Origin of the sequence: Halobacteriovorax sp. JY17 (assembly GCF_002753895.1) — a bacterium.
Taxonomy (GTDB): domain Bacteria; phylum Bdellovibrionota; class Bacteriovoracia; order Bacteriovoracales; family Bacteriovoracaceae; genus Halobacteriovorax.
In genome coordinates this window covers 917,928-931,983 of the sequence record NZ_NJER01000001.1, presented here as the reverse complement: position 1 = coordinate 931,983, position 14,056 = coordinate 917,928, and the positions used below count along the sequence as shown (strand labels likewise).

The 14,056-nt window shown below is 37.7% G+C and carries 6 protein-coding genes; 3 read left to right on the top strand and 3 right to left on the bottom strand.

Features of this window, described 5'->3' with window-relative positions:
- Window positions 1-13: 13 nt before the first annotated feature.
- A complete protein-coding gene (locus tag CES88_RS04155) occupies window positions 14-3,325 on the bottom strand; it encodes a hypothetical protein (RefSeq protein ID WP_290731358.1) in 3,312 nt (1,103 codons plus the stop codon).
- A gap of 333 nt (window positions 3,326-3,658) precedes the next feature.
- On the opposite strand from CES88_RS04155, the gene CES88_RS04150 reads away from it, so the two are divergent.
- A complete protein-coding gene (locus CES88_RS04150; protein ID WP_290731355.1) occupies window positions 3,659-5,305 on the top strand; it encodes a hypothetical protein in 1,647 nt (548 codons plus the stop codon).
- Window positions 5,306-6,112, top strand: a complete 807-nt coding sequence (gene uppP / locus CES88_RS04145; RefSeq protein WP_290731353.1) for an undecaprenyl-diphosphatase UppP — start codon at window positions 5,306-5,308, stop codon at window positions 6,110-6,112.
- On the opposite strand, the gene CES88_RS04140 is transcribed toward uppP, so the two are convergent.
- Together CES88_RS04140 and CES88_RS04135 are read right to left on the bottom strand one after the other, a co-directional pair.
- The gene (locus CES88_RS04140; protein ID WP_290731350.1) at window positions 6,109-10,959 is read right to left on the bottom strand and encodes a hypothetical protein; all 4,851 of its coding nucleotides are present in this window, start codon (window positions 10,957-10,959) and stop codon (window positions 6,109-6,111) included. The genes uppP and CES88_RS04140 overlap by 4 nt on opposite strands.
- A 202-nt stretch (window positions 10,960-11,161) precedes the next feature.
- Complete coding sequence (locus tag CES88_RS04135; RefSeq protein ID WP_290731347.1) at window positions 11,162-12,409, bottom strand: CinA family nicotinamide mononucleotide deamidase-related protein; 1,248 nt, start codon at window positions 12,407-12,409, stop codon at window positions 11,162-11,164.
- Between the two features lie 81 nt (window positions 12,410-12,490).
- Here CES88_RS04135 and CES88_RS04130 point away from each other — a divergent pair, with 81 nt between their 5' ends.
- Window positions 12,491-14,050, top strand: a complete 1,560-nt coding sequence (locus CES88_RS04130) for an FAD-dependent protein (RefSeq protein WP_290731344.1) — start codon at window positions 12,491-12,493, stop codon at window positions 14,048-14,050.
- The last annotated feature ends 6 nt before the right edge of the window (window positions 14,051-14,056 follow it).

Genomic DNA, 14,056 nt, shown 5'->3' with positions numbered 1-14,056 from the left:
TTCCGTTAACGTACTATTTTCCAAAGCCAAGTTGACCACTAAAGTCAGCTCCTCCGATATTTTGCATTTGTTGAAATAGACCTTCTGCACTTCTTTGACTTGCATCGGCCGCTTGGCACTGTGAATTCGCAGTGACTTCTCCAATTTTCTTCCACTCTGCATCTAGAGAGTTATCTGTAATACTTGCGATTGCTCTATCTGCACTCTTTGTCGAATCTTGCATTGCTTGACGGTGATAATCGAGTTTCTTATTAAAACAAGACGACTTGTCATCGCTCTTACAATCTTTTACTGCTGCTAGGATTGCTTCATTTTCATGAGCATTACAAAAGTTCTTTTTAGAGTCTGTTACTTTATCTAGGATATCTTCTAGTTTCTCCTTAACACTTCCTGTTGCTCCACCTGTGACTTTAAGATCATCTTTATTAAGTTTTCCAGAAAGTCCAAGATTTCCAATAAGACCTTTTTCTGCAATGGAGGATAAGAGGGCCCTGTCATCAGTAAGAGTAAAAACATTCTTACATTTAGTTCCTTCTTCTCCCTCAAGTCCGTCACAGTTTGTTTGATTGTCTCTTGCTATTTTTGCATATTCCGCTACTTTATCGTCAGAGATTGTCTTTCCCTGTATAGCTTGACGAATACTAGTTTTAAACTCTTCTTGAGATTCAAAATCATCTTTCGATGTGATCTTTGCTAGGGGAGCAAGTACTTTCTTAAAGTAGTTAGACTTTTTAACAGCACTGCTTAAACTATCATCATCATTTGATTGAAGAAATTTCTCAATCTTACTTTTTTGATTAGCAAATTCACTAGGAAGAGAAGAGATTGCTTTCTTCGATAAGTCTTCAATGACTTCTTCAGTGTCATTATTATTCTCATTACAAGCTTCCGCTAGTTGAGAAATTCTCTTTGGCCTATCTTCATCATCATCGTCCTCAGTACCTCTTTCTCTCTCATTATTTGCTCTCGCACATAGCTTTCTATATTCAGCGATTCCGTACTCAGCTTCACTTGAGATATGGTTTGCAACTCCACCTACTGTTTCGTAGAGAGATTTTGCAGAGTAGTCTGATTCGTCACAACCGGCCGCTGGGTTTAGGTTTCCAAGTTGTTCGTACTTTTGACAGAATTCACCAACTTCACCCATTTTTTCTTGTTGCGTCTGTTGCTGTTGAGCATTTTGTGCATTAACAAAGTCTCTATATCCATTTTCTGCATTAGAGCAATTTGAAGCAAGGGCTTCCCATTTTCCTTTTTGAGTATCCATTGCTCCCTTTTGAGCAGCAATATAATCATTTACAACACCAGTAATTTCTCCTGATTGTTCTTTTAACGTTTCTTTAAGTTTTGCAATTTGATCTGGAAGATTTGCTAGGAAATCTAGTGATCCACCACCTAGAAGATCAACACCAAATTCACTCTCAGAGTTTTCTGGCATTTTAATAAATAGACCTTCTGGGAAATTAAAGTTTGCTCCAGGGAAGTACTTCTTTAAGTAATCAGCATCAGCAAGAACTTGTGCTTTTACTTGAGCAAGATAGGCTTCTTGTCTAGCTACAAGGGCCGTTACATTCTTATTATAAGTTGCTTGGTAAGATTTAATTTTAGCTTTCTTTGCTTCTACAAGAGTATTAGCTTCTGAGAAACATGATTGAACACGTCCAGAACAAGTCGTCGCATGCTTTACACAAAAAGCATCACTACCTTGGTCAAAAATACCTTCAGCAGAACATGTATTTGTCTTCTCTGTTCTACCTGAACAGTTAATGACTGATTCATAGATTTGATTTCCAATTGTTGCTGCAAAAGTAGACTCAAGTTCTTTAAGATCATTAAGATACTTCTTTGCTCTTGAAACTTGTTTTGCCTGTGATACTTGTCCAGACTGACCGGCAGAGAAAGTGTCGTCTTGTGTGTATCTTTGCTCACACTGAGAAACAGTTTCTCTAAAGAGTCCGTATGGAGTTGTTGTAATTGTTTGAGCTCCACTATTCTTATATTGAATAGAGATGTCAGAGTTACTATATCTATTGTCTAGAGCTTGAATTTGAGCAAGCTTATCTTCTATGAAAGCATCAGAATCTAAAATATTTTGAAGAGCTGTCTTATAGTTGTTGAGAGCGACACTTCTATCTCCATTACCACCAACTCTAAGAGATTTTAGAATTTGGTCTGGAGAGATGGCAACGCCTTTGTCTGCCATTGTGACACACTCATTGATATACTTCTTTTTAAAGTAGTTATCAGCATCTTTTGTAAAGTTAGCAAAATCTACTCTAAAGTTACTATCCATTGTTGGAATGTCGTAACCAGGAACAATTTTTGCTAATTCTGATTTAATATTACTTACTTTATTATTCATTCTTGAAATTTCAGTACTAATAACTCCAATCATTGGCTTGGCAACACCCATTCTCGCTAAGTCTGCTCCATTAATTGATTGCTCACCAGCAGATACATCTTTTCTCCACTGATCAATACCTTGTGATTCAATTTGATTTTTAATTTTCTGAATTTGTGAATTCACATCACTTTCAATTTGTGACTTATTTGTGACGAAATTAGCCGCACTCTTATTAGCACCGCTAAGGCCCACTTTAATTCCATTTAATCCTGCTTTTGCAGCACTTGCTAATTTGTCTTGCCCAATAATATTTTGACAAGCAGGTGAGAAGTAAGTTGAGAAGTCTCTAGTCTTCGCATCAACATCTCCGCTTCCACCACCAAAGAGTTCTTGGTGTGAATCTTCCATATCAGTTAGAAGCTTCTTATTTTCATCTCTAAAGAATTGAGATTCTTTTTCAATTTTTCCTTTTAAAGCTTCAAGTGAATTTAATCTATCTTGAAGACTTGTAACCATTCCTTTCTTTGCATCTTCTAAACATTGTAGTCCTACTGGAAAAGAACTATTTTGAGCAGGGGATAGAAGTTGCTCATACATACTTGAGTAAGTTCTAGCTAAATTCTTATATTGCATAGCTTGATTTAATGCGTTTGGATCTGTGATTGTTGCCTTACAAACATCTTCTGGGAATGCAGAACGAGCCTGAGAAATTTTACAATGTGGAAAGAACTTTGAAGGAATTACTTGTGGCTGTAGTGCACTCATTTGTGCGGCCATCTGATTGTTCATCATTGTCTGTTGCATAGACTGTTGCATTGTCTGTAGAGCGCTATCCATTATCTTTACGCCCTGATCTACCCAAGTTGGCTCTTGCGCCGAAAAACTTAATGGTGAGTAAATAAGAGCGCATATTGAAATAGTGGCGGAGGCTTGTCTTAACAGGCCTTTCTTATTTCTCATTTGGGTTTTTTGAGTCTTCATTTTCATTCCCTTAGATTTCTTCAGTGTTCTTTGCACTTACATTTCACTGTCTTATCGGATTTTTGAGTGAAATAATTAAGTTTCTACTTACTATTTTAAGGGTATATTGCGACGCGCCCAAGTAATCTTCCTCTAAGAGCAATATTCTTGGCTTTATGGCCATTTCCTGTAAAATATAGGTAATAATTTTAATAACTTCTGCTTTTAGCTAAGAAACCATAAAGAGAGTCTATTTAACTCATCTTTGCCAAGAATTTGTGGTCATTTTATTCTTCTTATCTAATAACAGTCAGTTACAGGATAAACCAGTAATGAAGGCAACTATCTAATAATATGAAAGTTTTAATAAATCGCTTGATTGCATGGTTTTTAGATTTCTTAATTTCAATTGTTTTCTTCAACTACTTACTTTCTTTTGATGTCTTTGTTGGAATACGAGAAGAGATAATTCAAAAGTTCATTGATCTTTCTTTTTCAGAGACCAATTCAAATATCTTTTCCAATATATGCTTAATTTATCTTCTGACTACCTCTCTCAGGTTTTATAGTTGTCTCATTCTTGGAAGATCTCTTTCACAAATGGTTGTTGGAATTAAGGCAAGGGATGGTTTGCTCTGGTCAAGAATAGGGGGAGGACTTCGCTGTTTCTTAGAACTTCTAATTCCAATGAGTTTAGTTGATGTAGCTTTTCTATTAAGAGGTCAAAAGACTTTGAAGGAAACAATTTCAGGAACAGTATTAATCGATAAATCAAATTTATTCTTTAGATTGGCCACTGTGGCCTATACGCTTTTTATTTTGTTCTTTGCAATAGGCTCTCCGCTCCTTCAAAATATGACTTTTGTTGATGGAGTGAATATTGCGTTTTCAAAAGTAAAGCTAGAGAAAATAGATAATAGGACTGACTTTTCAAAATTTAAGCACTATCCAAGTGAGAGTTTTAAGATGAGCTCTTTTAGCTCCATTAAGGATAGCCATTTAATTTTCATCCCTTCATTTGAAATTACTAGAGAGAAGAATAAGAAGAGAATTCGTCCTTATTTAGTTATTCATGATGTAGAGAGACAGGTCCAAGGAGATCTTAAACTTCAGAGACGATTTTCGCTATTAAAAGTAATTCAAATTGCTAGTAAGTATGATCCTCTCTTTGATTTCTATTATCCAGAGCTTTCAAAAGTTATGAAGCGGCCAGTGGATTACTATTCGATTAAGAAGTACGATTCTTCTTTTGGTGACAACAAGCTTTTGAATCCAATCGCAAGAAAAGAGATTCAAGAACTCATTCAAGCTTCTTTTGAATTATCGTTTAAAAACCTTGGTCATAGCATAGCGAAGAATGGTCCTTTTATCTCGGGTCATATTAAAGTTAGAAATCTTCTTCTGTCATTGGTGGACTCGACAGTAGCTCCAACAGTAGATTTAGTGAAACTTGGAAATTACAATTTTCTACGTTTTAAACAAAGTTTTGAAGATATTAATGATGGAAAGAGAAATTATAGAGAATCTTATATCCCAATAGAAACATTAAATAGTAGCGTTATAACTATGGAATGGGGAACTGGTATGAAGGAGGCTCTTGCCCGTAAAGACTTTAAGAGTAAATTCTTAGGAGCGAGTAAGTGGTTCTTCGATTATAGTTCTGTTTTTAAAATCTCTTTAGATGAAGATAAATTTAGTGCTTTTACTGTTCTAGATCATTTCTCTGACAATTCACTGGACGCAGCAACAAGAGAGGCGTTAGAGAAGTACACCTTTACTTACTTCTATGATCTTTCTGCAAGTAGTATGAAAGAGGAAGATGAAACACTGAGAAACTCTTTGATTGCGAGTATTAATAGATTGATACTCTTAAATAACTACGCAAGAGTTAAAAGCAAAGATAAGAGTAAAGAAGTTTTTAGTGTGAAATTTTCTCGTTTAATGAGTAATTTAAAGAACGCACTAAAAACTAAGAATAAGAATTTCTTTGAGGTTAAGTAGATGAGTTATATAGATGCAATTATTTATGGAATTATTCAGGGATTAACAGAGTTTCTTCCCGTTTCAAGTAGTGGCCATCTTGCTCTTCTCCCAAGTCTTTTAACGATTAAAGATCCTGGGGTTAGCTTTGATCTCGCAATGCATATTGGAACGGCCCTAGCTATAATGTGCTACTTTTACAAAGATATCATTTCTCTTTTAAAGAATGCTTTTCTCTTATTAGATTTCAAGGCGGAGTTAAACAATGAAAAGAGACGTTCGCTACATATGATAATTGCAACTTTTTCAACAGGGGTTATTGCCCTATGTTTAAAAGACTTTGCCGAGCACTATGGTAGAAGTAATTCTTTCATTGCTTGTAATCTTGTTTTCTTTGGACTTCTTATGTGGTTTAGCGATGCAAAATTTAAAGAGTCTGAAGAAGAAGTTTTGATTGAAAAGGGAAGTTGGAAGAAAGCATTACTTATTGGACTGTTTCAATCTCTCGCTCTCTTTCCTGGGGTTTCTAGGTCTGGCATTACACTTACGACTGCACGATTTCTAAGTATCTCAAGAAATGAAGCCTCAAAGTTTTCATTCTTGCTTTCCCTTCCTCTTATTGTAGGAGGAGCAGCTCTAAAGTTTCCTGAAATTATAAGAGGCAATGGAGCTTTTGATCTTTCAAGTTGCTTAGTCGGAGTTGTAATAAGCTTTCTGGTAGGGCTTCTAACAATTCACTTCTTTCTTAAATTTATAAAGAAAATAGGGCTTCTTCCATTTGCAGTTTACCGCTTTATCATGGCTGGGCTGGTCTTAGCTCTACTTTAGTTTTGACCGCAGTCAAAAATTTGTAGGACATCACCACTAGATTGTGCAAGCTCTTCAGGAATACAGTAGACTTGATTATTCCATCTAAGTCCTTCGTTAAAGATCTTTGCTTTTCCGTTGAAGTCATTACTTAGGTCATTACCATCGATGAATCTCTTTACTTGCTTATCACTCGACTCATGGCCTGGAACTTTTAAGTCAGTGTGAGCTATACCGTAACCAACAAACCCAGAAGCACAAGCTTCTTTTTGACAAGCAAGTTGCTGAACAGTTGAAGCGTTCTTAATGTAACCAGTCTCTTCATCAATTAAATTATCAGCTAAGGCCTTCCCTTCAGAAGAAATATATCGATTAAAGTAAACGGATAGGTTCGTGTAATTTTTAAGAGCACATTTATTTGTATCGGGATTAATATTTCCAGAGCAGCAGTAGCTAGGGTCTGATCCGTCTGGCATTTCAGTTCCTAGAGGCTGACAGCAAGTGAATTCATCTTGTGAGAAGACCTGCTTCTTATTGACGAGCTTATCTGCTTGGTTTGCCGCAAATTTATCTCCATCATACTCTGTAGTGGCAGCTCCTGATGGCACAAATCCTGGAACAATAGTTCCTGAACCAGATGCACTTGAGTTACTAGGGTTTACAGAGCATGAGAGGCTTGCTGTAGTTCTATCTTGAATTGCAATTTGGCCAACACCAGTTAGTTCAAATTTTGAGAACCATTCTAAGTAAATATTAGCTTCCGAACTAGAGATTGATCTCATATTACAGTCTGGATCGTCAGGTTCATCAGTAGAAGCGCAAGTGAAGTTTGTTTGAACTCCTGGTGCCCAGTTGAGACATTGAAAGTTTGTCTTATCAATATTCTGCATTTTACTAGGGGACCATGTGTGTCCACCACCAGAGTTTGTACTGTCGAAATTTCGCACCCAATTGGCACTACAACAAGTTCTCTGAGCGACTTCGTTTAGAGTATTATACTGTTTTCTTAAAGCATTTGAATCTCTATTATTTCCGTCTCTCTCCGCTATTCTCAATTGAGGGTAGTTCGTTGGATTGATATTCATATCATCTATGGCCGGAGTAATAGCAGTGTATCTTCTTGGATCATTGATTGGAATATCTACTCCTGCTATTTCACTTGTTTTTGGAGAACCAGCATCATTAAATACTTCATTGGCAACAGTGATTTTATTTCCAACTAATCTACAGCATCTATTATCTTTTGGATTAAAGGCTGGGTCTGTCTTTGGTGTTTCCTGTGAACAAACTAATGTACTCTTCCAGAAAGTTAGCTCGGCATCTAGAATCCCAACATCAGATCCATTTGAAATTGAAAGAGTCTTATCTGTAATAAACTTATTAGCCGCGCATTCAAAGTTATTGTTACAACTTGCTCCTGGTGCTCTTAAGCATCTATTCTTTTGGAGAGATTTTGTGTCGATGAAGTTTAGATCAAAATCTTTTGCAAGTTCTGTTACAGCGTTAAATGTCTCTAATACATTAGTGGAAACATTCTGGCTTCCTGCAAGAGTTGTAATACTACTGTCAGTGTTAGGTAGAGCTGCAAGAGAGGAGTGCTGAATATAATTTCCACTCTGATCCATTACAGGACAAGAGCTGAGGTAGCTCGGTTGTGCTAAGTTGATTTCGGAACTTGTCATACCGATTCCGTTGACCTTATCACCCATATGAATAATACTAGGCAGAGTTGAATTTTGATTTTCAACAATTTGTGCATCAACATTCTTTCCAGGTAGGCAAAGCCCAGCAACATTTAGTTGCTCCACGTTTGTAAGAACTTGATCAGTGATAACACCAGTTCCATTGTACTCATACGGTCTTCCTAGAATCTTCGTGGAAAGACCAAATGTATCCTCGTCTTCTGAACTAAGAATTTCCGAGGCGATTAGATTCTTTGCTGACTTTCCATATCTAGAAATTCTCGTATTAAATTTATCTTTCTTTTCTGGGTCAGTGAAAGGTTGGCAGTAGGTATTTGCTGAACAAGAGAAGAGTCTTGAATTATCAGTCTTATTAAATGTATCTGCAGCGTTGGCAATACCATTATAATTTTCTTGGCAGGCCGATCCTCTACCTCTATAGACGCATCTCTTACTTGGACCGTTTGTCGCTCCATTGATGGCGATAAGCCTTAAGAAGTTTACTTGACCTGGTATTTCTTTTCCGTTTTGATCAAAGACTGGCCATGGTGTTTGCATCGAATTCACATTGGCACAAGCATACTCAAAGCCAAGAGTAGAGGCGCAATCAGAATCCGTGTTACAAGCGTGATATTTCTGACATTCGGCTCCATCGCTATCATAATCAGTTTGTACGAATGAACCAGAGCTTGGAGTAGTGGAAGCATCACTAACATCTACACTATAGCTACTCTCTAAAGTAATATCTCCGTAGTAAGCATTAATCGCTAGGTAGAGGCGATTAGTCGTGGCCTTGATTCTTCTTTGATTACCGACAGAGAACCACGTTACTCCATCGAATGAACCGATAACCGAACCATAGTCAAAACCATACCAATCTCTTTGGTATCCGTTGGCAAAGTAGAAGTGCTGTGTCGCCATTCTATCTTGTCTTTGTAGTTGTCTATCGGCCTTTGCGACATGAGCGAAAGGAAGCATTGTGGCCGGAACAAAGCAGGCACGTCCAAATTTCAAATCGTGCGCTCTCATTTCCGAAGTCTCAGGATTTGTTGCAAAAGGATCTGGGAAGTATCCGCCACCTTTGAAAATAAAGTTGCTTGGAAATATTTTGGCGAGATTACTAAAGTAATCTGTTCCACAATAATAGCAGCTAGAGAAAGTTCCACTATTAACAAAAATATCGTAGGTCTTTCCTTTTTTTACAATAACTTCTTTCGACTCTTTCGCTGCACCAACTTTTCCACTTATGCTTCCATAAATTTCATTAAAGCCTACAGGAGAGTCTATATTATTTGGTTTTGTTAAATCACCATTAATATATTCAAATGGAAGTCCTTCTTGCACAGGTGTTTCTGTTGAAACATTTTGATGTTCTACTCCACCGTCTTGATCGAAGAATCTTACTGGAACAGTTTTAGAACTTAGAATCACTGTCTGTTGAAGAGGTGGTGCTGGTACATCTGGCTGTGGATAAGTACATTTAAAGTCTTGAATAAGATTTGTTTCTGAATCAATAACTGGCTTGAGTGAGCATGTTAAATCAGGACACTCACACATTTCACCAACAACTTGTTGAGCGAGAAGTTTACTGTTTAAAACAGGGTACGCTTCTAAATCAACGTAGAAGGTAAGTTTGATGACTTGAGTATCAAAAATTTGAAAGGTTGGTTTAAACTCTATAAAAGATGGGCTAGAAACTGTTGCTGTCCAGTCAGTTCCATTTTGAACAATAGCATCATCGACGTTTACAGAAATAGTTCTTGAACCATCAGCGTAGTAAGGAAGAAAGAATTGCTGTGAAGCAGGGAAGTGATCCGAGGACTTTCCTAAATTCTGACCTTGAATATAGTACTTGTCACACTTAGCTAGAGTTGTACCAACCTGTACACAACTACCATCAATCTTATAGGTTACTTTTATTGTATCTAGCGGTTGGGCAGGTGTTACTGCAAAATTTACTTGTTGAGAATCTGTGAGAGTATCATTTCCTGATAAGTCTCCACTAGGTCCTATTGTTATTCCCGGTCTTACATAGACTCCATTCTTAAAGTAATCAAGTCCTGCATAAGTGATCTCATGAATAGAGTGATTTGGAAGTCCTGTTGTTCCGTAGTAATCAGTATTGAAGTTTCTATCATCTTCTCTTGTAAATATAGTTGGTGACTTTGAAGAAATATCTTCAATTGTTGTCGTACAGTAAGAAACTTCACCTTCCTGAGGAGTTGTACACTTGTAGAGCTCGTAGAGTAATTCCAATCTTTCTTGAGCAGTATTGGCCGGATCTGTAATAGGTGGAATATCAGGGTCTGGAGTAATAACAATAGGGCACATATAAAAATATTGTGGATAGCTATTGAAGGCTGCTGGATCTAAATTTACTGCAGCGAGGGCCGCTTGGTAATCTAGATCATTTATATCAACACTTGGGCGAATTGATTTATCGTTTACACATTGTCCTTCTACGCAACAGTCATATCCTTGAACAGTACAAGTCTGAGAACTTGTACAAATGATATTTGGATCACCCGGATTACTAGAAGTATTTGAGAAGGTAAGTCTAAGTGAAAAAGTATCTACATCTGAAACAATATTTCCTGCATCAGCAAGTAGACGTGTGGCGGAACTTTGAAAAAGTCCAGCAGAACACGTAGGACAAACTTGTTTTAAATCGTAGACAATAGTCTTAGCAGCATCAAGACTTGAGAGAGTTGTTTGAACTCCTGGAGTTTGACAGAAAGTTCTATTCTTACTCTCATCACCTGGAGTAATTAAGTAGTAATATTCTTGAGTGTTAGTCGAGAAATTGTAGAAGTACTGCGGTGTCGCAGTTGTAACGAGAAAAGTATTTGTATTATCTGTGTAGGAAAAGACAAGACATTTGCTCGAAGTTTTATTACCGCTTTTAATATAGAAATCTACTTGAGCTCCACGTAGATAAAATCTGTCGTTGAATGAAACAGGAATGGTAATACCTGTTTCTGATTGAGTAGAACCTTCTTGAAAGAAGTTTGCACTACTAGAAAAATCTGGGGTAGTTGGATCAGCAGTTTCACCGCCACTTGAAGTTGAACTTGCGCTTCCCTTTCTCTTATTTCCACTTCCAGAGTCGACGCAACTCGAGGCCATAGCGAGAATACTCACTAAAAAGATCACTTTAAAAATGTTCCAAATTCCGTTTTGTTTCATTTCATCAAATTCCTACAACTTACCCTTCGGAATAAATTAAGCTGATCTAAAGGAATCGAGCGAAAAATCCTTAATAATAGGTAAGTTTAGCCTCTATTTTAAAGCAAAAGAGTCGGATTCTTTAATCCCTCGTAAATTTTCGTGATAGCAATAGGTTAGGGCCCCTAAGGGCCAATAGATATGACAGAATATCTTGTCGAAATTAGTGTTCTCTAATGAGATCGAGTAATTTAAAGAGGCCGCTTCGACAAAATCTCTCTTTTAAAGCTTCGCGGTCACCCTTGTGATGAAGAATTTTTGAAGAATTTTGAGTTTTCGTTGCCCAGCCAATTCCCACTGTTCCGACTGGTTTCGTCGGGCTTCCACCGCCGGGACCAGCAATTCCAGTAAATGAAATGGCGATATCACAACCGGTCGCACTTAAAGTTCCAAGGGCCATTTCTTTAGCACACTCAACGCTTACGGCACCAAAACTTTCTAAAGTCTTTGGGTCAACCTTTAAGAGATTTGTCTTAACTGAATTTGCGTAACAAATAATTGAGCCGTAGAAAATTTTTGAAGCTCCTGAGACGTCCGTAATTTTTGAAGAAGTTAATCCTCCTGTACAAGATTCTGCAAAGCCGATAGTAAGGCTCTTTTCAGTGGCCTCACTTACAATGAGTTCAGGAAGTTCTAAATTTCCATACTGCCAGACATGACTTTTAAGTTCTGTCCTTTCAATAATTGCCTTTGCCTTTCTTATAATTTCATCTCTCTCACTTGGAGAGAAGTAGAGAACAATATCAATTCCAAGTAGGTGTGGAAGAGAGCTTATCTTTGCTATGGACGAGAGATCATCCCATAGTGTCGGGCAGAGTTCTCCAAAAATAGTTTCTTCTGGAACACCTCTTGTTCTAATAGAGAAGAATTCCATTTCTTTAAAATTATCTGAAGTATAAATAGTTTTAAGTTTTGGAAGAAAAGCATTTTCTACCATAGAGGAGAATTCTCTTGGAACTCCTGGAGCACTTAAAATAGTTTTTCCATTTTCGTGAAAGAATAGTCCTGGGGCGTAGCCATTTAAATTATCTAAGAGTTCAAACCCTTCTGGAAAGAAGTGGTAGGCGTTCTTTTCTGTATTCCACTCTCTATCAAATTTTGCGTAGAGCTGATGAATGAGAGCAATAGATTCTTCATTTGAAACAAGATCTTTTTTGAAGTAGCTCGCAATAATATTCTTGGTCACATCATCTTTCGTTGGCCCTAGCCCACCGCTAGTCATCACAATATCGACTTTTTTAAAGAGATCATCGAGAGAGGTCTTAATCGCTTCTTCGGAGTCATTAACAATTTTTATTTGAGTAAGCTTTAGCCCAACAGATGGGAGAAACTTTGAGAGCCAGTAACCGTTTAGGTCTCTCGTTCTTCCTGCCAAGAGCTCGTCGCCAATAATTAAGAGAGCGCAATTCATATAACTTCCTAAAAACGTTGATTTATACTATAAATTATACCCTCAGGCCGACAGTAAGAAAAGTTAATGATAAGAGAAGTTATGTCCAAAAGAATACAATTTGTCCTCGATTTCGAAGAGGACGTGGAAATTTATCTAAAAAAGCGCCATCCCAAGATGGTTGATTATAGAATACTCTCTAAGGCCCTAGATGCCAGAGGTTCTAATCGCGGCAAGAGACCGCGCTACAATTACAATATAGAAATTATCGCAGAAGGGGAGAAATTCTCTGGAAAATCAGAAGAGTTTACTAACCTCGGAGAGTTTAAGCATAAGCCAATCATCATTGGGGCTGGTCCTGGAGGATTATTTTGTGCTTTAAGATTGGCCGAGTATGGAATCCCATCAATTGTTATTGAAAGAGGGGAGCGCGCCCATAAGAGAATGAAGCATATCGCTCGCTTTTGGCGCTACGGTGAATTCAATACAGAGAATAATGTCTGCTACGGCGAAGGTGGTGCAGGCCTCTTTAGTGACGGAAAATTAATTACGAGAGTGAAGTCTCCTTATGTTCAATATGTGATGAATCGCTTAGTGGATTTTGGTGCCCCAAAGGAAACTGCCTATGTTTCAAATCCTCACTTAGGTTCAAATAAAATTCGAATGCTAATCAATAAGATTAGTGACTCTCTAGTAGAGTCAGGCTGCGAGATTTACTATAATACAAAAGTAGATGAGCTCATTTACGAAGGTGATAAAGTCACAGGTGTAAAGCTTAGCGATGGGAAGATTCTTCATTCTGATAAAGTTGTTCTGGCCACTGGTCACTCAGCAAAAGAGATGTATGAGCACCTTGAAGAACACGGTGTTTCTATGGCCCACAAAGACTTCTCTGTAGGAGTTCGAATTGAACATCCAAGAGAGCTTATAGATAAGATTCAGTACGGAGACTTTGCCGGAACTTACTTAGGGGCTGCCAGATATCGCCTTAGCTATGAAAATAAGTCCACGGATAAGGGAACTTATAGCTTCTGTATGTGTCCAGGGGGATACGTTCTCTCTTCTGGTACAGATGCCGACGGTATTGTTGTCAATGGAATGAGTAATTATGCTAGAAATTCTAGATGGTCTAATTCGGCCCTCGTCGTTTCAGTGAAAGGCGGCGTAGATTTTAAAACAGATAAGCCTTTGAGTGGATTAGACTTTCAAAGAGATATTGAAAAGAAGGCCTTTGAAGTTTCTAGTGAGCTAGCTTCTGGGAAAGAGCTTCCTTCTCAAACGCTTAGAGATTTTCTGGATGGAAATATTGGAAAGACTGCTCTTCCAAAGACTTCAACTCCTTCAGGAATTGTGGAAGCTCAGCTCAGTACTGTTCTTCCTGAATTTATTACAAATCATCTAAGAGACGCTCTCTTACAATTTGATCAGAGAATGAGTGGATTTGTTTCTAAGAATGCATTATTACTAGCGCCAGAGACTAGAACCTCAGCTCCTGTAACAATTCTTCGAGATAGAGAGACTTTGGAGTCAACTTCTCATAAAGGACTTTATCCTTGTGGTGAGGGGGCTGGTCATGCTGGAGGAATCACTTCAGCTGCTGTTGATGGTGTTCGAATCGCTATGAGCATGCTTGAGCTCGAAAAAGGTTTTTCTCCAAAATAAATGTGT

What these genes read in the sequence shown, in the direction of transcription:
- CES88_RS04140 (WP_290731350.1), bottom strand. Translation starts at nt 10,959, where the DNA reads ATGAAACAAAACGGAATTTGGAACATTTTTAAAGTGATCTTTTTAGTG.
- CES88_RS04150 (WP_290731355.1), top strand. Translation starts at nt 3,659, where the DNA reads ATGAAAGTTTTAATAAATCGCTTGATTGCATGGTTTTTAGATTTCTTA.
- uppP (WP_290731353.1), top strand. Translation starts at nt 5,306, where the DNA reads ATGAGTTATATAGATGCAATTATTTATGGAATTATTCAGGGATTAACA.
- CES88_RS04130 (WP_290731344.1), top strand. Translation starts at nt 12,491, where the DNA reads ATGTCCAAAAGAATACAATTTGTCCTCGATTTCGAAGAGGACGTGGAA.
- CES88_RS04135 (WP_290731347.1), bottom strand. Translation starts at nt 12,409, where the DNA reads ATGAATTGCGCTCTCTTAATTATTGGCGACGAGCTCTTGGCAGGAAGA.
- CES88_RS04155 (WP_290731358.1), bottom strand. Translation starts at nt 3,325, where the DNA reads ATGAAGACTCAAAAAACCCAAATGAGAAATAAGAAAGGCCTGTTAAGA.